Genomic DNA, 21,290 nt, shown 5'->3' with positions numbered 1-21,290 from the left:
AGGCCGGGTAAGCGCAGCGCCACCCGGCAACCCGCGCACAAACTAGTGCGCGCCGCCACCGCCACCACCGGCACCAAACGGCGGTCTGGCAAACCACACCAGCCCCAGCAGGACGATAAAGATCCCTGCCGATATCCAGAAAATTTCGTTGGCCGAGATAATCAGTCCCTGGTTGGTGATCTGCTGGGCAATCCAGCCGGACGCCTGCTGCTCCGTCATCCCCATTCCCTGCAGCTGACTGTACATCTGCTGTGCGTTAGGGTTGAACGGGTTCACCGCTTCGGTCAGCTGCGCGTGGTGCATTGATTCGCGGTTTGTCCACAGGGTGGTGGTGATCGACGTCCCGATAGAGCCCGCCAGCGTACGGGTGAAGTTCGACAGGCTCGACGCGGCCGCCAGACGCTCGGGCGGCAGGCCAGAGAGCGTGATGGTGGTCAGCGGCATAAAGAAGCACGCCACCGCAAAGCCCTGAATGAACTGCGGCCACGCCGAGGCGCCAAAGTCCATTCCCGGCTCAAAGGTATACGCACGCCAGTAGAAGCACACCGCGTACATGATGAAGCTGAACGTCACCAGCCGACGCATGTCGAGCTTATGGGCGAAGCGGCCAATAATCGGCGACAGCAGGACCGGGATCACCCCGACAGGTGCCGACGCCAGACCCGCCCAGGTGGCGGTATAGCCATACACCTCCTGCAACAGCTGCGGCAGCAGAACAATCGCGCCGAAGTAGAGCATATAGGCGAGGCTGATACACAGGCAGCCGATGGTGAAGTTTCGCGACTTAAAGAGCGAGAGATCGACGATCGGGTTGTCGTCCGTCAGCTCCCAGACGATCAGGAAGCTTATCGACACCACCGCGACAATGGTCAGGATGATGATCTCCTGCGAGTTGAACCAGTCGAGCTCTTTACCGCGGTCGAGCATGATCTGCAGACTGCCGATACCCAGGATCAGCAGCGCCAGCCCGATGCTGTCGATACGGCGCTGTTCGGTGCGCGTCTCTCGTCCCCGCAGCGACTGCAGCGTCATCAATACCACGACGGCGCCAATCGGTACGTTGATGAAGAAGATCCAGCCCCAGTGGTAGTTATCGCTGATGTACCCGCCCAGAATCGGTCCGCAGATAGGCGCGACGATAACGGTCATCGACCAGAGTGCCAGCGCGACGGAACGTTTTGCGGGAGGGTAGTTGCTCAGCAGCAAACTCTGGGAGAGCGGGATCAGCGGCCCCGCGACAATCCCCTGAATGACGCGGAAGAAAATCAGCATCGTCAGGCTGCTGGACATGCCGCACGCCCACGAGGCCAGAACAAACGCCACCGTGGACCAGAGGAACAGCTTCACCTCACCGACGCGCTTTGCCAGCCAGCCGGTGATCGGAATGGAGATGGCGTTTGCCACCCCAAACGAGGTAATAACCCAGGTCCCCTGGCTCAGCGACGAGCCAAGGTTACCGGCGATGGTCGGGATCGCCACGTTTGCGATGGTGGAGTCCAGCACCTGCATGAATGTCGCCAGCGACAGCGCGATGGTCATAATGACCAGCTGCGCGCCTTCCAGCGGTTTTTGCGGCTTTTGCTGTTGCATAACGCTCACCTTCGGATTAACCGGCGTTTGCCTTCACGATGTCATCGATCAGCTTGTTGACCGGATCGAGGCTAATTTCACGGGCGTTACTTTCATAAACCGGGCTGCTACGCACCTGGCTTGCCAGGATCTGACCGTCGCGGTTGGCGGTGTCAACCGTCACCAGCGTGGAGAGGCCGATACGCAGCGGGTGATCCGCCAGCTGTTTGGCATCCAGTTCGATACGCACGGGCAGACGCTGTACGACTTTGATCCAGTTACCGGTGGCGTTCTGCGCAGGCAGCAGGGAGAAGGCGCTGCCGGTCCCCATATCCAGACCCACCACTTTGCCGGTGTACTTCACGTCATCGCCATAGATGTCGCTGACAACCGTTGCGGTCTGGCCGATACGCATATGCGCAAGCTGCGTCTCTTTAAAGTTGGCATCGACCCACAGGTTGTCCGCCGGCACGACCGCCATCAGCGGCGTGGTTGGGCTGATCTGCGCCCCTGGCTGGACGGAACGACGGGAGACATAGCCGGTCATTGGGCTGACGATTTTAGTACGCTGCAGGGCAAGCCACGCGTTGCGGACTTCAGTCGCTGCCTGCTGAACGGCAGGCTGGTTTTCCAGGCTGGTGCCCAGCACCATCGCCTGGTTGGCGTTGTACTGCTGAATGGCCACGTCCAGCTGTGCCTGAGCGCTGGCGACGGCGTCGCGGGCGTGCTGCAGCTCTTCACGGCCAATCAGGTTGGCGGTGCCGAGCGGCACGCGGCGGTTCAGATCGCTCTGCGCCTGCGCGAGTGCGGTTTTCTGCACGTCGATGTTGGCCTGCAGCTGTTTGCTGTTGATCATCAGCTGGCGGGTCTGACGGACGCTGGAGGCCAGCGAGGTCTGCGCTTTTTCAAACGCCTGCTGGGCGTCGGTTGGATCGAGCGTCACCAGCACATCGCCTTTTTGCACAAAGTCGGTATTGTCAGCCCAGACTTTCGTCACGCTGCCCGACACCTGCGCCATAATTTGTACCTGGTTCCCTGCCACGTACGCGTCGTCAGTCTCTTCAGCATGACGCAGTACTAAAAACCAATAGATCCCATATGCCACGGCAATAATGATAAAGAGCAAGGTCAACAGAAGAAGGGCGCTCTTACGTTTGCCTTTCTTGTTGGCCGGTTGCTGCGGGGTAGTGCTCTCCGCATTTGCGCTCATTGTTGTTCTCCACGATCTTCTTATTTTCACATCGGCTGAGCCGACCTGTTGTCAGAAAGGCCAGCAGTGTGACGTGCTGGCCTGTCGGTTTTCTTATAAATCTGGATTGTTGAGCGTGTCGTCGCGTTAGCGCAGCGCCTCAAGAACGGCGCCTTCTTCATCCATCTGGTCCAGACGGGTGAGCAGCTTGCGAGTGATGTGCTCAAGCTGGTCGCGCTCGGCGGTGCTGAGAGCGGACCAGAGTTTGTGCAGGCAATTGTGCTGAGGTGGCAGCACCTCGCGCAGGAATTCGTGACCTTTATCGGTCAGTTGCAGATGCAGGCAGCGGCGATCGTTATCGCTTTCACGGCGCTCAATCCAGCCGCGCTTTTCCAGCTCATCGGCAATTCGGGTGGCGTTGGTGCGGGAGGAGCCCAGCGCGCAGCTCAGCTCAGAAGGCTGAATGCTGTGGTTTTCCTGAGACTCCAGCGTGATCAACGCCATAAACAATGTCTCGTTAATCCCTTGAGCTTTCAGCATTTTATTGCGGTTTTCCAGTAGCTTACCCTGCATGTGCATGCACAGGCGAGTCAGCAGGATTTCCTGATACGGGAAGTCCTCATGGCGACTGGCGCGGAATTTAAGCATTTGTTCAATGGGCGTAAACGAACTATCCATTTGGGCATAACCTCATTAATTACAGCCGATATAGTAACGATAGTGACAAATAATGTAAATGAATTATTTGTGCGGTTATATCCGCCAAATTAATGTCACCATCAGAAAGCGCCGGGTAAGTCCGTGACCCGGTGAGCACAGAAAGCGTAGGGGATGAACCCGCTGAAGAGAGGATGTGAGGACGGGGGTCTGAACTATTCATGCCGATTGTAAATATGTCACCCACATTAAAATTTCTGGGATAAATGATTACGTTTACATTAACAGAGTGAGGGGCCCCTTTACACCCTAAGAGGCCCAAAGCAATGTAAAACTTAGTGAATTGCCTCCTGGCGATGGTAGCCGCGCCACCATACAAGCAGGTTAATCGTGGCGACGATGGCGCCAATTGCACATACCCCTGACCAGCCAGCATGCTGCCACGCCGAGGCGGAAATGAGCGAGCCCGCCGCGCCGCCAATAAAGTAGCTGGTCATGTACCCGGCCGTCAGGCGGTTACGCGCCTCTGGCTTCACGCGATAGATGACGGTCTGATTGGTAATGTGAACGCCCTGCACGGTGAGATCGAGTACCAGGATACCGACGATCAGCGCCAGCACCGAGACGTGCCCATACCAGATTGCCGCCCAGGAGAGCAGAAGTAACACCAGCCCCGCGGAGGTGGTCAGATGGGATTTGCCCTTGTCGGCCAGCCCGCCTGCGGGACGCGCGCCCAGTGCGCCTGCGGCACCGGCCAGGCCGAACAGGCCAATCACCCCTTCGGAATAATTAAACGGCGGCGCGGCCAGCAGAAACGCCATCGACGTCCAGAGAATGCTGAAGTTGGCGAAGGTGAAGCAGCCCAGCAGGGCGCGGGTGCGCAGAAGTTTATCCTGGGTGAACAGGCTGAAAACGGAGGCCAGCAGCTGCGGGTAATTCAGGTGATTTTCCTGCTTCACTTTTGGCAGCCCGCGCCACAGCGCCAGCGCCATGACGACCATCAATACGCTCGCCACCCAGTATACGGTGCGCCAGCCGCCGAGGCTTGCCAGCAGCCCGGCGACGGTACGCGCCAGCAAAATCCCCAGCAGCAGGCCGCTCATGATGGTGCCCACCACCTTGCCGCGTTTTTCCGGTGAGGCGAGGGTCGCGGCGAGCGGCACCAGGATTTGCGCCACCACGGAGAACAGCCCCGTCAGCGCGGTACCGATAATCATCATTGTCAGCGACTGGCTGCTGGCGGTGATCAGCATCCCGCCGGCGGCCAGAAGCGTCATGGAGACAATCAGCATCCGGCGTTCAAACATATCGCCGAGCGGCACCAGGAACAGCAGCCCGGCGGCATAGCCGAGCTGGGCGGCGGTAACGATAAAGCCTGCGGAACTGGCGGAGAGATTGAACGCGCGGGCGATGGTGTCGAGAAGAGGCTGCGCGTAATAGTTGCTGGCGACGGCCAGACCCGTTGCCACGGACATTAAAAGGATGAGTGCGGGGCTAAGCCCTTGAGTGGTTTTTGTCATTAGTTTCAGGAATCGTTAGTGAAGTGATTATTTTTCCGGAAACCATAATAGCCAATGATTGTGAATGTTGGGGGATTGTTACGTGCTGGATTGTGCGGTTTAGGTCGGGTGCGGTCTGATCCCCTCACCCCGGCCCTCTCCCAGTGTGTACGATCCGGGGAGAGGGTTAGGGTGAGGGAAAAGGTTTTATTTCTGCGCCGCCAGCGCCGCTTTCACCCAGCCGTCAAACTGCTGCTGGTGGGCCTTGATCCAGCCGTCGACGTGGCCTTTAACATCCGCCTCAGACGATTTGCCCGCGTGCATCATCGCGTTCTGGGCGTTGATGTCCGCCAGCGGCAGCTTCATCACCGAGAACAGCTTCGCCGCCGCCGGGTTTTTCTCCGCCCAGGCTTTGTTCGCCACGATATGCATGGTGTTCACCGGGAAGCCGTAGTTCATGCCGTTCGGCAGTTTGGTGTCGATATCTTTCTGCTCGCCCGGCAGGGAGGAGAACGGCACCTGCAGCCACACCACGTCTTTACCCGGCTTCAGCACGTCGCTCACCCAGTACGGCGTCCAGGTGTAGTAGATCACCGGTTTACCCTCTTTGAAGCGGGCAATGGTGTCGGCCATCATCGCTGAATAGTTGCCGTGGCTCACGTCGACCGTTTTCGCCAGATCGAACGCCTTGTTCTGGTGGTTAATCACCGCTTCGCAGCCCCAGCCCGGCGAGCAGCCCATCATGTCGGCCTTGCCGTCACCGTTGGTGTCAAACAGTTTGGCGATCTTCGGATTCTTCAGCTGTTCGATGTTGGTGATGTGGTACTGGTCGGCGGTTTTCTTGTCGATCAGGTACCCCTGCGCCGCGCCGGTGACAAAGGTGCCTTCACGGTAGAATTTCTTATCGCCACCGGCGGCGGCATACATATCGTCATGCAGCGGCTGCCAGTTTACGGCGGTAAAGGTGGCGTCACCGGAGGCAATCGAGGTGTAGCCCACGTTGTAATCCACTTCGCTCGGCGTGTTAACCGTATAGCCCAGTTTTTCCAGCGCGCGGCTGACCAGCAGGGTCTGGAAGCTCTCTTCCGAAATAGTGCTCTGCACCGGCTGCACGGTAATGCCTTTGCCCGGCAGGTCAGCCGCGAACGTGCTGGTGGAGACAAGGGTGGCAAACGCTGTGGCAAAAAGTACGTTATGTCGCATCGTTGTTCCTTATTTTCTAAAGGGGCGGGTGAGTAACCCAACAGGGCCGGTGGAATACCAGCGACGGTTGCCGCGACTGCGTGAATCGCGACCGACGGCCTGGGTCAGGCGGTCAAGAATAATGGCGAGGATCACAATCCCGACGCCGCCGACGGTAGCCAGCCCCATGTCGAGACGGCCAATGCCGCGCAGCACCATCTGACCGAGACCGCCAACGGCGATCATCGAGGCAATCACCACCATCGACAGGGCCAGCATCAGCGTCTGGTTCACGCCCGCCATGATGGTCGGCATCGCCAGCGGGAGCTGAACCTTAAACAGCATCTGGCGCGGGCTGGCGCCGAACGAGCGTGATGCTTCGATCAGGTCCGCAGGCACCTGATTGATCCCGAGAATGGTCAGACGAATAATCGGCGGCAGGGCAAAGATAATGGTGACCACCACGCCCGGCACGTTGCCGATGCCGAACAGCATCACGATAGGCACCAGATAGACGAACGCCGGAGTGGTCTGCATCGCATCCAGCAGCGGGCGAATTATCTTCGCGGCCCGCGGGCTGCGCGCCAGCCAGATCCCCATCGGCAGGCCGATGACGATGCAGAAGAGCAGGGCGGTCAGCACCAGCGCCAGGGTGATCATCGCCTGCGACCAGGCCCCAATCGCGCCGATGGCAATCAGCGAAATCAGCGTGGCGACACCCATCCCGGCGCTGCCAAACTGCCAGGCGATCAGGGAGAACAGGATAATCGCCACCGGGGCCGGCATGCCCAGCATCAGCTGCTGGAAGCCGTTCAGGATGTAATCCACCGGGATGCGGATCCCCTGGAAAACCGGGCGGAAGTGCGTGACCACCCAGTCGATCCCCTCCGTGACCCAGCTGTCCAGCGGGATCAGCGTCTTGTGAAACGGATCCATAATATTGAAGTGCTCCGGCGCAGGCGCGGGTGCGCTGTTCAGCCAGTCCGCCGCACCGCCACCGTCGGCGGGTGCTGGCGTGGAACCCCACGCGTCGGCGGATTGCGCAGCGTTGTCCGCCGCTTCAGTGGTACCCCACGGGTTAGTTTGGTCAGCCATTGTTTGCCCCCTCGCGATCTAAAGCCTGCAGCAGCATCCGTTTGGAGATGATGCCGACGTACTGTTGTTCCTCACCCACGACCGGTACGGCGCAAGGCGCCTGCCCCACGTGAGAGAGCAACTCGCTGAGCGGCGTTTCGGCGTCCACGGCAAGCGGAGCGTCAATTAACGCCGCATCGATGCCCTGGTTTTCGCTGAGCGCGGTTTTCAGAGAATCGATGGAGACAACGCCAACAAATTTATTGCCGCGTTCAACCAGATAACCATATTCACGGTCTTCGTCCTGCAGCAGCTTCAGCGCGGAGCGCGGGCCGAAGCCAGGCGTTTTACGGATAATGCCGTTTGGCGTTCGACGGGCAATATCTTTGGCGCTAAAGACCTGGCTAATATCCACGCCGCGGAAGAAGGTGCGCACATAATCATTTGCCGGATTATTGAGAATTTCATCCGGCGTGCCGACCTGCACCACTTCACCATTTTGCATAATGGCAATACGGTCGCCAATACGCATGGCTTCATCCAAATCGTGGGAAATAAAGACAATGGTCCGCTGATGTTTCGCCTGTAATTTTACCAGCTCATCCTGCATCTCGGTGCGAATTAACGGATCGAGGGCAGAGAAGGCTTCGTCCATTAATAAAATGTCTGGATTAATGGCTAATGCGCGGGCTAATCCCACGCGCTGACGCATACCGCCGGAAAGTTCATCCGGGTACGCATGCGCATAATTTTCCAGCCCAACCTGACGCAGGGCGTCAAGGGCTTTTTCCTGACGTTCCTGCGCGGGTGTGCCGGCTAATTCCATGCCGAAAGCGGTATTATCCAGCACCGTCATATGTGGCATCAGTGCGAATGACTGGAATACCATCGCAATCTTCTTTCTGCGCACCTCGCGAAGCTCGGCGTCTGATATTCTGGCGATATCCACGCCGTCAATCAGCACCTGTCCGCGGGTGGGTTCAATCAGGCGATTGAGAAGGCGAACCATAGTGGATTTACCCGAACCGGATAATCCCATGATGACAAAAATCTCGCCTTCTTCAATGGCCAGACTGGCGTCTTTAACGCCAAGCGATAGCCCGGTTTTTTCCAGAATTTGCTCTTTCGAAAGGCCTTTCTCAATATATTTGAATGCGCGCTGAGGATGCTCGCCAAATACTTTATAAAGATTTTTCACTTCTAATTTAATTGCCATGCAATAGAGAGTGTCCTGTTATTTGTTTATGTCGATATGATTACCATGGTAAATTGTTAACGGGCATAACCCTAACATACTGAGAATCTGAGACAACCCTGGGTTTGCTTATGACGTAAATTTTCAGGGAGGCGAAACGGCTGAATTTCCCATGAGTAAAGGGCTGAGCGGGATTTGAATTTTTCTCAATTTTTTGCTGCGGCATCGGGGAATTTCGCCTGAATCGGGTGATTCAGGCGAATAGGGCGCGGAAATGACAGTGTAGTTGTTTTGTAAATATTGGAGAGGAAATTGTTGGGTTTATATTAAATTAACGAACGTTAACGTTCATTAAAAATCCCAGTCCTCATCCTCGGTTTCCACCGCTTTGCCCATCACGTACGACGAACCCGATCCGGAGAAGAAATCGTGGTTTTCGTCGGCGTTGGGCGACAGCGCGGAGAGAATCGCCGGGTTAACCTCCGCCATCTCCGGCGGGAACAGCGCCTCGTAACCCAGGTTCATCAGCGCCTTGTTGGCGTTGTAGCAAAGGAAAGCGTTGACGTCTTCCTCCCAGCCGGTGCCGGCGTAGAGTTCCTCGGTATAGCTCAGCTCGTTGTCGTACAGATCCATCAGCAAATCGAGCGCAAACCCTTTGAGCTCCTCGCGCTCCGCGTCGCTGACCTTTTCCAGCCCTTTCTGATACTTATAGCCGATGTAATACCCGTGCACCGCTTCATCCCGGATGATGAGGCGAATCAAATCGGCGGTGTTGGTGAGCTTGCCGCGGCTCGACCAGTACATGGGCAGCCAGAAGCCAGAATAGAAGAGGAATGATTCCAGAAACACGCTGGCGATCTTCTTCTTCAGCGGCTCGTCGGCCCGATAATACGCCAGTACCAGCTCCGCCTTTCTTTGTAACGACTCGCTCGCTTCGCTCCAGGCGTAGGCCGCGTCCACGTCTTTGGTCTGGCACAGCGTGGAGAAAATCGAGCTGTAGGAGCGGGCGTGCACCGCCTCCATAAAGCTGATGTTCGACATCACCGCCTCTTCGTGCGGCGTCAGCGCGTCACCCATCAGAGCCGGTGCGCCAACGGTATTCTGAATGGTGTCCAGCAGTGTCAGGCCGGTAAAGACGCGGATCGTTAGCTGCTGCTCGGTGTGGCTCAGGGTTTGCCAGGCCGGAATATCGTTGGAGAGCGGGACCTTTTCCGGCAGCCAGAAGTTGCTGGTCAGGCGGTTCCACACTTCCAGATCTTTCTCGTCCTGGATCTTGTTCCAGTTAACGGCGCTCACGCGTGACAGTTTCATCCTTTCTCCTTACAGCGCGCAGGACACGCAGCCTTCGATTTCGGTGCCTTCCAGCGCAAGCTGGCGCAGGCGAATGTAGTAGAGCGTCTTGATACCTTTCTTCCAGGCGTAAATTTGCGCTTTGTTGATGTCTCGCGTGGTGGCGGTATCCGGGAAGAACAGCGTCAGCGACAGTCCCTGATCCACGTGTTTCGTCGCCTCGGCGTAGGTATCGATGATTTTTTCCGGGCCAATCTCGTATGCGTCCTGGTACAAAGCCAGGTTCTCATTGGTCATAAACGGGGCAGGGTAGTAAACGCGTCCGGTTTTGCCTTCTTTGCGAATTTCAATCTTCGACACGATCGGGTGAATGCTCGACGTGGCGTGGTTGATGTAGGAGATAGAGCCGGTTGGCGGCACCGCCTGCAGGTTCTGGTTGTAAATGCCGTAGCGCATCACGTCATCACGCAGCCGCTGCCACATCTCGCGCGTCGGCAGGACGATCCCGGCGCGGGCAAACAGCTCCCTTACTCGCGCCGTTTTCGGCTGCCAGTCGCCTTCCAGATACTGGCTGAAATACTCTCCGCTGGCGTAGCGCGACTGTTCAAAGCCCGCGAAACGCTGGTTGCGCTCGCGCGCCAGCATCATCGAAGTATGCAGCGCGTGCCAGGTGATGGTGTAAAAATAGAGGTTGGTGAAGTCCAGCCCTTCCGGGCTGCCGTAGGCGATGCCTTCCCGCGCCAGGTAGCCGTGCAGGTTCATCTGCCCGAGGCCAATGGCGTGCGACGCGGCGTTGCCCGCCACGATGGACGGCACGCTGCGGATGTGGCTCATGTCGGACACCGCCGTCAGCCCGCGAATGGCGGTTTCTATCGTGCGGCCAAAGTCGGGGGAATCCATGGTGTGGGCGATATTCAGCGACCCGAGGTTGCAGGAGATGTCTTTGCCGATCTCCGCGTAGTCCAGATTCTCGTCATAGCGGGAGGCGCTGTTGACCTGCAAAATCTCCGAGCACAGGTTGCTCATGTTGATGCGCCCGGCAATTGGGTTTGCGCGGTTCACCGTGTCCTCGTACATGATGTACGGATAGCCGGACTCAAACTGAATTTCGGCAAGCGTCTGGAAGAAATCGCGGGCGTTGATGGTTTTTTTGCGGATGCGATCGTCGGCCAGCAGCTCGTCGTACAGCTCGCTTATCGCCACGTCGCCAAAGGCTTTGCCGTAAATCCGCTCAACGTCATACGGCGAGAAGAGCGCCATGTCGGCATTCTCTTTGGCGAGCTTAAAGGTGATATCCGGGATCACCACGCCGAGCGACAGGGTTTTGATACGGATTTTTTCGTCGGCGTTTTCGCGCTTGGTATCGAGGAAACGCAGAATGTCGGGGTGGTGCGCGTGCAGATAAACCGCGCCCGCGCCCTGACGCGCGCCAAGCTGGTTGGCGTAGGAGAAGGCATCTTCCAGCATCTTCATGACCGGGATCACGCCGGAGGACTGGTTTTCGATGCGCTTAATCGGCGCGCCCGCTTCACGCAGGTTCGAGAGCAGAAACGCCACGCCGCCGCCGCGTTTGGAGAGCTGCAGCGCCGAGTTCACCGCGCGGCCTATCGACTCCATATTATCTTCGATACGCAGCAGGAAGCAGGAGACCAGTTCACCGCGCTGGGCTTTGCCGCAGTTGAGAAAGGTCGGCGTGGCGGGCTGGAAGCGGCCGGAGAGGATCTCGTCGGTGAGCTGTTGCGCCAGCGCTTCATCGCCCTGCGCCAGGGTCAGCGCGACCATCACCACGCGATCTTCAAAGCTTTCTAAGTAGCGCTTACCGTCGAAGGTCTTCAGGGTGTAGCTGGTGTAGAACTTCCACGCGCCAAGGAACGTCTGGAAACGAAAGCCGCTGGCGTGGGCGCGTTCAAACAGCTTCACGACGAAGGCGCGTGCGTAGCGGGTGAGGACGCGGGCGTCGTAGTAACCTTCGTTAACCAGGTGGTCGAGACGTTCATCCTGGCTCGCGAAGGTCACGCTGTTGGGCCGCACGTGGGCGGCAAAAAAGGCGTCCACCGCCTCACGGTCTTTATCAAACTGAATGCGTCCCTCCCGGTCATAGAGGTTAAGCATCGCGTTTAATGCGTGGTAATCCGGCGTCGCCTGTATTACCCGTTCTGCGGTTGTCGTTGCCAAAATTCGTTCACTCCTTTACGCACGTTTTCGACGTCCTGCTGCGTCCCCATCAGCTCAAAGCGATAGAGATACGGCACGCCGCATTTTTGAGAGATGACATCTCCGGCGCGGCCAAAGGCGTCGCCGAAATTGCGATTCCCCGCCGCGATCACGCCTCGGATTAGCCCGCGGTTATGCGGATCGTTCAGAAAGCGGATCACCTGGCGAGGCACTGCGCCCGCCGTACCGCCGCCGCCGTAGCTGGGCACCACCAGAATGTACGGTTCTTCTACCCGGATGCGCTCCCGCTCGTTAAGGGGAATGCGCACCGCAGGCAGCCCGACGCGCTCCATAAAACGGAGCGTGTTTTCCGAGCTGCTGGAGAAGAAGACCAGCCGAATCATGCCCGTGCGGCCTGCGCGGCGATGCGGTTGATCATGTCCGGACGGAAGCCAGACCAGCTGGTCTCCCCGGCCACCACCACCGGAAGCTGACGGAAACCCTGCGCGCGAAGGGTATCGGCGGCCTCGGGCTGCTGGTCAATATTCACCATCTCAAACGCCACGCCGCGGCTTTCCATCGCCCGTTTGGTCGCGTGGCACTGAACACAATCGTTACGAGTGTAAATAATAATGCTCATGATTCGTATTTCCATTTAAAATGAGAGAGCGGCGCGAATCATCGCGTCAGGTTGTGTGTATCTTGCTAAAAGGAATACTAGATGTAGTTGTCTTAAGTTTCAACCATACAAGATATGGGAAATTTAGATTGATGATGCCCTGATGATGAGCACAGCGGGGCAGGGGGGGTTGTACGGGTTTTTCAGGCTTGCGGGCATTAAAAAGCCCCGGCGCCAGCGGCGACCGGGGCTGATGGCTCGCGCTTACTTACGCAGGCTAAGCAGAGCGCCGACGAAGATCCCGACTGCCGCTACCGTGCCGAGCGTGCAGAGCGGTTTTTCGCGTACGAAGGTCGTTGCGCAGCTGACCGCATCGCAGGCAGCCTGTGTGGTACGCGTGCGGCCATTTAGGCGTGCGCGGGTTTCACGGAGCAGAGACTGAGCCTTACGTTTTGCGGCATCCGCTTCGTCCTTCGCGTCACTTCCCCAGGATTTCAGCACCTCTTCCAGCGTGTCTGCTAATTGGCTGACATCATTACGAATATCCTGAGCGTCGTCGTTAATATCGTTTCGGTTCGGTCTGTTAAACATACGATCCTCCGTAATTTTGTGTTCCCGTTCAGTTTAGTTCAGAAATTTAATATCTGAAGCGCATCACGCGATATCCGCCAGTTTATGGACTATTCTGAAAGCCCTGCTAATGCTGAATACTGTAAGGTTGCCGGGCAGGAAAAGATAACGAGGAAAAGATATGTATTTACGACCTGACGAGGTGGCACGCGTTCTTGAAAAAGAGGGATTCACCATGGATGAGGTGACGCCAAAAGCGTATGGATATCGCCGTGGCGAGAATTATGTTTACGTTAATCGTGAAGCAAGAATGGGACGTACCGCTCTCATTATTCACCCGACGCTGAAAGACAGAAGTCTGTCATTTGCTGAGCCTGCCTCGGATATTAAAACCTGCGATCATTATCAGCAATTTCCGCTCTATTTAGGCGGAGAGACGCATGAGCATTATGGTATTCCGCATGGTTTCAGCTCGCGTATGGCGCTGGAACGGTTTTTGAAGGGACTGTTTGGCGACGTACAGTAAATTTGCGACTGGCCTGCGCCAGTCGCTTCACATCACGCTTTAGCCTGGCTGTACTGGCTGACCTTAAACAGGCGGCGACAGTAGTCGAGGAAATAGCCATACACCGCCCCCATCAGCATTGAAATCACAATATTCGAACTGACCGCCGCCGCGATCTGGTGCCAGTCCGCGCCCACCGTCAACAGAATGGCCACGTAAACCGGCGACTGGAACGTCACATAGGCCAGAACGTCTGCCAGGTTTTTCACCCAGCCTGCGGGGCTGATACGCCGCGCGAAGCGCATGACGGCATCGCGGTATAAACCGTAAGGCCAGGCAATAATAATATTGACCGGAATCGCCACCAGACGAGAAGAAAGTGACTGCTCGAAGGACATTCCGGAGAGGAATATTTCGATCAACATGTTCACAACGGAACAGTAGACAACCATCGCGAAAGTATCCGCCACAGCATGGCGAAGGCGTGATTGCGGTGAGAACATGTCTGAACTCCTTGAGAAGAACACAAAAGAAACGATTTTCCCGAAGCGGTTAGTGCTTTAGGTTGTTTTGTTTGACGTGTATAGCGTATATCTCTGCGTTTGAAGTAACAACTAGTGATTAATTTTTATTTAATCGCGTTTTGTCCACAAAATTCTCTAAAATTGATGGTTTTTTGTTCGCTTCGTTATAATCTGTCTCGTGCGATGGTTTTTGGTTTTAAATCATGAGCTTAACTATCTTGATGTTGAAAGGAGATTCAGTGCTTTTGTGGGTAGCGCAGAATGCTGAAATTTTGATTAAGGTTGACCCTTTATATTGCAGTGATGATTGAATCCCTGCGTATCGCTCAGACGTTATAAGATAATATTAACGGCGACAGTTAAACATATTTACGCTATTGGCAGGGCAGCCCGCGGGTAGATATTTCAGCGGAAATGAATTATTCTGTCGGTGATTTATCTATTTACCCTAAACAAAAGGTTTTCAAATAATATGTCTTTGACGTTACAGAATCTTAATAATATCCGAACTCTGCGCGCCATGGCACGCGAATTATCCCTGGACGTTCTTGAGGAAATGCTGGAAAAAGTCAGGGTCGTTGCTGAAGAGAAACGTAGTGAGCTGGCGGAATTAGAGCAGCAGAGAGCCGAGCAGCAGGAGAAAATTAATGCCCTGCTGGAGCGGATGAAAGCCGATGGTATTTCACCGACCGATCTGCTGGGCTCTGAACTGGCGCAGACGGGTAAATCCACGAAAAAGCGTAAGCCGCGTGAAGCGAAATACCGCTTTATTGACCAGAACGGTGAAGAGAAAACGTGGACCGGCCAGGGCCGTACGCCGAAGCCTATTGCCAGCGCGCTGGCAGAGGGGAAATCACTGGATGATTTTCTGATCTAATGCGTTAACCGGGCGGAACATACCGCCCGGCACTCTTTTCAGCAGACGCCGAAATCACCGTCTTCGGTATACGGCGCCAGCTCGGCGGCTTTCAGGGTATATTTCTCGCCTTGTTCATTGCTGGCCTGTACCGCCACCACGCTTTCACCGTTCACTTCGAGCACTTTCAGCTTCGGGCCGCCTTTACGCGGTTGTACATAATCACCGACAGAAAACATATTACCTCCTCATCGTTTTAGCGATCTTCACCTTAGCCCACGTATGACACCGGGTACAGCTTATTTCACCGATTACTGCTTATGAGGTACGCCGGTTCCAGGGCATCACCTTCAGCAGCCGCGCCATGCCGCAAAAACCGGTCACACCGGCGAACAGCAGCCCGGCCCCCACGAAGCCGCTGAGCAGGAAAAAGCCGTCTGAGACGCTATAGCCCAGCACTACGCCGCAGAGAATGAGCAGCCCGGCAGCGATTTGCACCTGACGCATCAGCGGCAGCGGCTGGGTTTTGTCTTCGATTGTCTGCAGACCCGCCTGCTTCCAGCCCTGAATGCCTCCTTCGACCACAAATGCCTGAGCGGGGGCGGCAGCCTGCGCAAGGCGATCGGCATTGCCTGAGGTGCGTGCGCCAGACTGGCAGTGAAAAATCACCGTTTCGCCCGCCTGCGTTTTAAGTCCGCCGGGTAAGGTATCCAGCGGCACGGACTGCGCGGCGGGAATATGCTCGCGGGCGTACTCGTCGGCATCACGAATATCAATCAGTTTTGCGCCATCGGCGATGCGGGCATTGGCCTCGCGCGGCGAAAGAAGGGGAAGTGACATGGCGGCTCCTTACGGGCAATAAAGGGTTTTCAGGGTGCTGATAAGCTGATGCACCGCGTCGTTTTTAATGAAATAGAGAATGCGCTGCGCCTCGCGGGTGCTGGCGATCAGGCCTTCCTCACGCATGCGCGCCAGATGCTGCGACGTGGCGGAAGGACTCAGGCCCGTCGCGCGGGCCAGCTCCCCCGCGCTGGTGCCGGGGGCGCCGCACAGCGTGCAGAGGATCAGAAGCCGACGCGGGTTGCTCATTGCTTTTAAAAGCGTTGCGGCCTGCTCTGCGCTGGCCTGAAGCTGTTCAAGTTCAGTCATAGTACTTTAGCATTTACTTAATTAAGGTAATGCTAAAGTACTTGCGCGCATTACGCCAGCGTCAAAAGCGTAAAAGAGGGTAAACGCGGAGCAGGGAACTGGCGCAGACAGGTAAACTGGCTATGCTTAGAAAGGGTTCTCTCTATTATTTTCAATGGATTAGCTTGAACGGAGTGTTAATATGGGTTTTTGGCGTATTGTTTTTACCATCCTGCTGCCGCCGCTGGGCGTGCTGTTGGGCAAAGGGCTTGGCTGGGCGTTTATCATCAACATTCTTCTGACGCTGCTGGGCTACTTCCCCGGCCTCATTCACGCATTTTGGGTACAGAGCAAAAGCTAAGCGCGCCACAGTAAATCGCTATAGATATCGGTCAGCACCCCCGCTGGACCAAACTGCTGTTTGATCCAGCGCGTGACCTGGCCTGTCGCGGCATGCTGCGTGGCGAGCAGCATGCGCGAGTCCTGACGCGGGTTATTGATACGTCGCGTCACCAGCAGCCCGTCTTCCACCGCGTCCCGCGCCATATACTCCGGTAAAAAACCTATCCCTTCGCCCAGGATCTGACACTGGCATTTGGTATTAAAGTCCGGCACCAGAATCGCCTCCTGGCCGTGCAGCAGCCAGCCCACCTTCTTGTTAATGGTGTGTGCGGTATCTTCCACCATGATGTTGGGATACAGGCGCAGCTGGCTCTCCGCTATCGGTTCCGGAACGAACGCCAGCGGATGCGCCGGCGCAATGGCAAACACCCAGCGGATGGCGCCGATCTCGGTGTAGTCAATTCCGCCGCCGTCGAGCAGCGTGTCCGGCGCGCCAATGGCGATATTGGCCTGGTTGTTGATGATCGAATCCCACACGCCGTTATAGACCTCCGTGGTGACGGTGATCTGGCAGGTCGGAAACTGCTTTTTCAGCACCTGGAGCAGCCGCGCGGTATGGCGCGGCGTATATAACAGCTGGTTGATACAGATGCGCACCCGCGCCTCGATGCCCTGTGAAATGGTATCAATCCCGCGCTTGATGGCGTGGAAATCGTTAAGCAGGTCGGTGGCTTTGCGGTAAAAGTAGAACCCGGACTCGGTCAGCTCAATGCTGCGCGTGTTACGCACAAACAGCACCACGTCCAGCCCGGTTTCCATCCGCTTGATGGTGTAACTGATGGCGGAGGTGGTGACCCCCAGCTCGGCAGCCGCCTTGCTGAAGCTGCCGAAGCGGGCGGCGGTGGTGAAGGCCAGCAGGTTCTCTTCGGTAAAGATGGAATTCATATCACAGCTTCCTCAGTCATCAGTTTTGAACATATTTTAACAACGCCTTTACAACACATTTGAAGCCGATCACAGTTCTGACTCTTTACGCAGAGCCGCGTCATGCAAGGCTTTTTCAACCATAAGGATAATTCAGCCTGAGGCGCTAAAAAGCGGTTAAACATAAGAAAAAGGTTGCACGGACGCACGTTTTATCCCGACTGTTGAATTTATCTCAACAATGAATTCACTGTCGATGAATCATTTTTAAGCGGATTCTTTTATGACCAGGCTGTTGCTATTCTCGGGTCAAGAGCAATAAAACATCGGGAGTCTGAATATGTCTGCAACTGAACTGGTTACGGAATTTCTGCTGGCGGCAGAAGAGGGAAATAGCGATGCGCTAAAAGCCTGTCTGGAAAAAGGCGTGGATATTAACGCCACTAACCGCCAGAAAAGAACCGCCGTTACGATTGCCAGCCTGAAAAAACACTATTCCTGCGTGGCGTTATTAATTGCCGCCGGGGCAGATATTGATAAACAGGACCAGACCTGTTTTAACCCCTTCCTGATCAGCTGCCTGACGAACGATTTAACCCTCCTGCGGCTGGTATTACCCGCGAATCCGGATCTCGACCGCCTTACCCGCTTCGGCGGCGTGGGCATTACCCCTGCCAGTGAAAAAGGGCACGTGGAGATCGTGCGCGAGCTGCTGGAAAAAACCGACATTAACGTTAACCACACCAACTTTGTCGGCTGGACGCCGCTGCTGGAAGCCATTGTGTTAAACGACGGCGGTGCGAAACAGCAAGAGATTGTGAAGCTGCTGCTGGATCACGGCGCGAATCCGCACATGACCGACAAATACGGCAAAACCCCGCTCGAACTGGCGCGGGAGAAAGGCTTCACTGAGATTGCCGACCTGCTGCTGGCGGCGGGCGCGTAAGACGACCGGTCAGCCCGTTCCGGCTGGCCGCTAATTTAAAAAAGCATTTTTACCGACGTGCATTTTGCGCGACGGCGGCCCCCTTTTATCCGCAAACAGGTGCAAATAATGCCAACGAAAATCGTGATTAAAAAGAATACGTATTTTGACTCCGTGTCATTAATGTCCGTTTCCACCAAAGCCAATAAATTGCCGGGCGTCGAGCAGGCCTTTGTCGCCATGGCGACGGAAATGAATAAGGGCGTATTAAAAAACCTCGGGCTGTTAACGCCGGAATTAAATGAGGCGAAAAACGGCGACCTGATGATCGTCATTAAAGGCGACGCGGCAAATGATGAAACCCTGGCGGCCATCGAAGCGCTGTTTACGCGTAAAGAGAGCGCGGGCTCCCATGAAGCGCGCTACGCGACGATTGCCAGCGCCAAAAAACATCGCCCGGAGAGCAACCTCGCGGTGATTTCCGTCAACGGCACCTTCGCTGCCCGCGAAGCGCGCCAGGCGCTGGAACACGATCTCAACGTGATGCTCTTCTCCGATAACGTGTCGCTCGACGACGAGCTGGCGCTGAAACAGCTGGCGCATAAGAAAGGGCTGCTGATGATGGGGCCGGACTGCGGCACCGCCATCATCAACGGCGCGGGATTGTGCTTCGCCAACGCGGTGCGTCGCGGGCCGATTGGCATCGTCGGCGCGTCCGGCACCGGCAGCCAGGAGCTGAGCGTGCGCATCCATGAATTCGGCGGTGGCGTGTCGCAGCTGATTGGCACCGGCGGGCGCGATCTTAGCGAGAAGATCGGCGGCCTGATGATGCTCGACGCCATCGACATGCTGGAAGCCGACGAGGGCACAGAGGTGATTGCGCTGATCTCCAAGCCGCCTGCGCCCGCGGTTGCCGAAAAAGTGCTGGCCCGCGCGCGCGCCTGCCGCAAGCCCGTCATTGTTTGTTTCCTCGGGCGCAATGAACCGCCCGCCGATGAGGACGGACTGCAGTTTGCGCGCGGCACCAAAGAGGCGGCGCTGAAGGCCGTTCTGCTTACCGGCATCAAAAAAGAGTCCCTCGATCTGCACCCGCTCAACTGGCCATTGATCGAAGAGGTGCGCGCCCGCCTGACCCCGCAGCAGAAGTACATTCGCGGCCTGTTCTGCGGCGGCACCCTGTGCGACGAGGCGATGTTTGCGGCGCTTGCGAAATTCGACGACGTTTACAGCAACATCCAGCCGGATCCGGCTATGCGCCTGAGCGACATAAGCGTCAGTAAAGCCCATACCTTCCTCGACTTTGGCGACGATGAGTTCACCAACGGCAAGCCGCACCCGATGATCGACCCGACCAACCGCATCAGCCGCCTGCTGCAGGAGGCGCGCGATCCGGAAGTGGGCGTCATCGTGATGGACTTCGTGCTGGGCTTCGGCGCGCATGAGGATCCGGTAGGGGTGATGATCGACGCGATCAAAGAGGCGCAGGCTATCGCGAAGGCCGATAACCGTCCGCTTGAGATCCTCGGCTACGTGCTCGGCACCGATCAGGATCCGCAGTCGCTGGCGCAGCAGTGCCAGATGCTGACCGACGCAGGCGTCATCTGGGCCAGCAGCAGCACCAATACCGGATTACTCGCACGCGAATTTGTCTGCAAAGGGGAGAACGCATAATGACCACCTTATTTAACCAGCCGCTGAACGTCATTAACGTCGGCATTGCGATGTTCAGCGACGATCTTAAAAAGCAGCACGTACCCGTGACCCCGCTCGACTGGACGCCGCCGGGGCAGGGCAATATGCAGGTGGTGGAAGCGCTGGATCAGCTGGCGGAAAAACCGCTGGCGGAGAAGATCGCCGCCGCCAACCAAATCGCCCTCGAGCGCATTATCCAGTCCCATCCGGTGCTGGTGGGCTATGACCAGGCGATTAACGTTGTGCCGGGGATGACCCGCACCACCATTCTGCACGCTGGTCCGCCAGTCTCCTGGGAAAACATGTGCGGCGCGATGAAGGGCGCGGTCACCGGGGCGCTGGTGTTTGAAGGTCTGGCGACGGACCTGGACGACGCGGCACGGCTTGCCGCCTCAGGGGAGATCGCCTTCTCGCCGTGCCACGAGCACGACTGCGTGGGCTCGATGGCGGGCGTCACCTCTGCGTCGATGTTTATGCACATTGTTGAGAACAAAACCTACGGCAACCGCGCCTTCACCAACCTCAGCGAGCAGATGGCGAAGATCCTGCGCATGGGGGCCAACGACCAGAGCGTGATCGATCGTCTGAACTGGATGCGCGACGTGCTCGGCCCGATGCTGCGCGACGCGATGAAGATTATCGGCGAAATCGACCTGCGCCTGATGCTGGCCCAGGCGCTGCACATGGGCGACGAGTGCCACAACCGCAACAATGCGGGCACCACGCTGCTGATCCAGGCGCTGACCCCGGGGTTGATCCAGGCGGGCTATCCGGTTGAGCAGCAGCGCGAGGTGTTCGAGTTTGTCGCCAGCAGCGACTACTTCTCCGGCCCGACGTGGATGGCGATGTGTAAAGCCGCGCTGGACGCCGCCCACGGCATTGAATACAGCACCGTGGTTACCACCATGGCGCGTAACGGCTACGAGTTCGGCCTACGCGTTTCCGGCCTGCCGGGGCAGTGGTTCACCGGCCCGGCGCAGCAGGTGATTGGCCCGATGTTCGCGGGCTATAAGCCGGAGGATTCCGGGCTGGACATCGGCGACAGCGCGATCACCGAAACCTACGGCATCGGCGGCTTTGCGATGGCGACGGCCCCGGCAATCGTGGCGCTGGTGGGCGGCACGGTGGAGGAAGCCATCGACTTCTCCCGTCAGATGCGAGAAATCACCCTCGGTGAAAACCCGAACGTCACCATTCCGCTGCTCTCCTTTATGGGGATCCCGACGGCCATCGACATCACGAAGGTCGCGGGCAGCGGCATTCTGCCGGTGATTAACACCGCCATTGCCCATAAAGATGCGGGCATCGGCATGATAGGGGCGGGCATCGTTCACCCGCCGTTTAGCTGTTTTGAAAAGGCGCTGTTGACCTTCCGCGATCGCTACTTTTTATAAGG

General features: G+C 57.0%; 23 protein-coding genes. 6 read left to right on the top strand and 17 right to left on the bottom strand.

The window, feature by feature from the left end; translation table 11 throughout:
- Positions 1–42: 42 nt before the first annotated feature.
- The 12 genes from emrB to B498_RS05085 form a co-directional block, all read right to left on the bottom strand.
- Positions 43–1,590: a multidrug efflux MFS transporter permease subunit EmrB gene (gene emrB / locus B498_RS05030; protein ID WP_008502580.1), complete on the bottom strand. Its 1,548-nt coding sequence runs from the start codon at positions 1,588–1,590 to the stop codon at positions 43–45.
- A gap of 16 nt (positions 1,591–1,606) precedes the next feature.
- Positions 1,607–2,779 (bottom strand): multidrug efflux MFS transporter periplasmic adaptor subunit EmrA, encoded by a 1,173-nt coding sequence (emrA, locus tag B498_RS05035; protein ID WP_008502579.1) that lies wholly within the window; start codon positions 2,777–2,779, stop codon positions 1,607–1,609.
- A gap of 126 nt (positions 2,780–2,905) precedes the next feature.
- Positions 2,906–3,436: a transcriptional repressor MprA gene (gene mprA, locus B498_RS05040; RefSeq protein ID WP_008502578.1), complete on the bottom strand. Its 531-nt coding sequence runs from the start codon at positions 3,434–3,436 to the stop codon at positions 2,906–2,908.
- Between the two features lie 314 nt (positions 3,437–3,750).
- On the bottom strand, positions 3,751–4,935 hold the full coding sequence (locus B498_RS05045; RefSeq protein ID WP_008502577.1) for an MFS transporter: 1,185 nt from the start codon (positions 4,933–4,935) through the stop codon (positions 3,751–3,753).
- Between the two features lie 186 nt (positions 4,936–5,121).
- Positions 5,122–6,117, bottom strand: coding sequence for a glycine betaine/L-proline ABC transporter substrate-binding protein ProX (proX, locus tag B498_RS05050; RefSeq protein WP_008502576.1), 996 nt, complete (start codon positions 6,115–6,117; stop codon positions 5,122–5,124).
- A 9-nt stretch (positions 6,118–6,126) separates the two neighbouring features.
- Positions 6,127–7,191, bottom strand: a complete 1,065-nt coding sequence (proW, locus tag B498_RS05055; RefSeq protein WP_008502575.1) for a glycine betaine/L-proline ABC transporter permease ProW — start codon at positions 7,189–7,191, stop codon at positions 6,127–6,129.
- Positions 7,184–8,386 carry a glycine betaine/L-proline ABC transporter ATP-binding protein ProV gene (gene proV, locus B498_RS05060; RefSeq protein ID WP_008502574.1) on the bottom strand — a complete coding sequence of 401 codons (1,203 nt, stop codon included), beginning with the start codon at positions 8,384–8,386 and terminating at the stop codon, positions 7,184–7,186. The genes proW and proV overlap by 8 nt, the downstream gene beginning before the upstream one ends.
- Before the next feature lie 330 nt (positions 8,387–8,716).
- The gene (gene nrdF, locus B498_RS05065; RefSeq protein ID WP_008502573.1) at positions 8,717–9,676 is read right to left on the bottom strand and encodes a class 1b ribonucleoside-diphosphate reductase subunit beta; all 960 of its coding nucleotides are present in this window, start codon (positions 9,674–9,676) and stop codon (positions 8,717–8,719) included.
- Between the two features lie 9 nt (positions 9,677–9,685).
- On the bottom strand, positions 9,686–11,830 hold the full coding sequence (gene nrdE / locus B498_RS05070) for a class 1b ribonucleoside-diphosphate reductase subunit alpha (protein WP_008502572.1): 2,145 nt from the start codon (positions 11,828–11,830) through the stop codon (positions 9,686–9,688).
- On the bottom strand, positions 11,803–12,213 hold the full coding sequence (gene nrdI, locus B498_RS05075; RefSeq protein ID WP_008502571.1) for a class Ib ribonucleoside-diphosphate reductase assembly flavoprotein NrdI: 411 nt from the start codon (positions 12,211–12,213) through the stop codon (positions 11,803–11,805). The genes nrdE and nrdI overlap by 28 nt, the downstream gene beginning before the upstream one ends.
- The gene (nrdH, locus tag B498_RS05080) at positions 12,210–12,449 is read right to left on the bottom strand and encodes a glutaredoxin-like protein NrdH (RefSeq protein ID WP_008502570.1); all 240 of its coding nucleotides are present in this window, start codon (positions 12,447–12,449) and stop codon (positions 12,210–12,212) included. The genes nrdI and nrdH overlap by 4 nt, the downstream gene beginning before the upstream one ends.
- Before the next feature lie 243 nt (positions 12,450–12,692).
- On the bottom strand, positions 12,693–13,019 hold the full coding sequence (locus B498_RS05085) for a DUF883 domain-containing protein (RefSeq protein WP_008502569.1): 327 nt from the start codon (positions 13,017–13,019) through the stop codon (positions 12,693–12,695).
- Between the two features lie 160 nt (positions 13,020–13,179).
- Between B498_RS05085 and B498_RS05090 the strand changes: the two genes are divergently transcribed.
- Positions 13,180–13,524, top strand: coding sequence for a DUF2002 family protein (locus B498_RS05090; protein WP_008502568.1), 345 nt, complete (start codon positions 13,180–13,182; stop codon positions 13,522–13,524).
- A 32-nt stretch (positions 13,525–13,556) separates the two neighbouring features.
- Here the strand turns inward: B498_RS05090 and alaE are convergent, their stop codons facing one another.
- Positions 13,557–14,006 carry an L-alanine exporter AlaE gene (gene alaE / locus B498_RS05095; protein WP_008502567.1) on the bottom strand — a complete coding sequence of 150 codons (450 nt, stop codon included), beginning with the start codon at positions 14,004–14,006 and terminating at the stop codon, positions 13,557–13,559.
- A 493-nt stretch (positions 14,007–14,499) separates the two neighbouring features.
- Between alaE and stpA the strand changes: the two genes are divergently transcribed.
- Positions 14,500–14,904, top strand: a complete 405-nt coding sequence (stpA, locus tag B498_RS05100; RefSeq protein ID WP_008502566.1) for a DNA-binding protein StpA — start codon at positions 14,500–14,502, stop codon at positions 14,902–14,904.
- Positions 14,905–14,942: 38 nt separating this feature from the next.
- On the opposite strand, the gene B498_RS05105 is transcribed toward stpA, so the two are convergent.
- The 3 genes from B498_RS05105 to B498_RS05115 form a co-directional block, all read right to left on the bottom strand.
- On the bottom strand, positions 14,943–15,122 hold the full coding sequence (locus tag B498_RS05105; RefSeq protein ID WP_008502565.1) for a hypothetical protein: 180 nt from the start codon (positions 15,120–15,122) through the stop codon (positions 14,943–14,945).
- A gap of 79 nt (positions 15,123–15,201) precedes the next feature.
- On the bottom strand, positions 15,202–15,723 hold the full coding sequence (locus tag B498_RS05110) for a rhodanese family protein (protein ID WP_008502564.1): 522 nt from the start codon (positions 15,721–15,723) through the stop codon (positions 15,202–15,204).
- 9 nt (positions 15,724–15,732) lie between these two features.
- Complete coding sequence (locus B498_RS05115) at positions 15,733–16,032, bottom strand: ArsR/SmtB family transcription factor (RefSeq protein ID WP_008502563.1); 300 nt, start codon at positions 16,030–16,032, stop codon at positions 15,733–15,735.
- A gap of 181 nt (positions 16,033–16,213) precedes the next feature.
- On the opposite strand from B498_RS05115, the gene B498_RS05120 reads away from it, so the two are divergent.
- The gene (locus B498_RS05120) at positions 16,214–16,372 is read left to right on the top strand and encodes a YqaE/Pmp3 family membrane protein (RefSeq protein ID WP_008502562.1); all 159 of its coding nucleotides are present in this window, start codon (positions 16,214–16,216) and stop codon (positions 16,370–16,372) included.
- Here the strand turns inward: B498_RS05120 and B498_RS05125 are convergent.
- Positions 16,369–17,298 carry a LysR substrate-binding domain-containing protein gene (locus B498_RS05125; protein WP_008502561.1) on the bottom strand — a complete coding sequence of 310 codons (930 nt, stop codon included), beginning with the start codon at positions 17,296–17,298 and terminating at the stop codon, positions 16,369–16,371. The genes B498_RS05120 and B498_RS05125 overlap by 4 nt on opposite strands.
- Before the next feature lie 319 nt (positions 17,299–17,617).
- On the opposite strand from B498_RS05125, the gene B498_RS05130 reads away from it, so the two are divergent.
- The 3 genes from B498_RS05130 to B498_RS05140 all read left to right on the top strand — a co-directional run bounded on the left by B498_RS05130 (position 17,618) and on the right by B498_RS05140 (position 21,288).
- Complete coding sequence (locus B498_RS05130; protein WP_008502560.1) at positions 17,618–18,223, top strand: ankyrin repeat domain-containing protein; 606 nt, start codon at positions 17,618–17,620, stop codon at positions 18,221–18,223.
- 108 nt (positions 18,224–18,331) lie between these two features.
- Complete coding sequence (fdrA, locus tag B498_RS05135; RefSeq protein ID WP_008502559.1) at positions 18,332–19,873, top strand: acyl-CoA synthetase FdrA; 1,542 nt, start codon at positions 18,332–18,334, stop codon at positions 19,871–19,873.
- Positions 19,873–21,288 (top strand): DUF1116 domain-containing protein, encoded by a 1,416-nt coding sequence (locus tag B498_RS05140; protein ID WP_008502558.1) that lies wholly within the window; start codon positions 19,873–19,875, stop codon positions 21,286–21,288. The genes fdrA and B498_RS05140 overlap by 1 nt, the downstream gene beginning before the upstream one ends.
- Positions 21,289–21,290 lie beyond the last annotated feature (2 nt).

The organism is Enterobacter sp. SST3, from assembly GCF_000286655.1.
Taxonomy (GTDB): Bacteria; Pseudomonadota; Gammaproteobacteria; order Enterobacterales; family Enterobacteriaceae; genus Enterobacter; species Enterobacter roggenkampii.
This window is presented reverse-complemented; position numbering and strand designations above follow the sequence as displayed.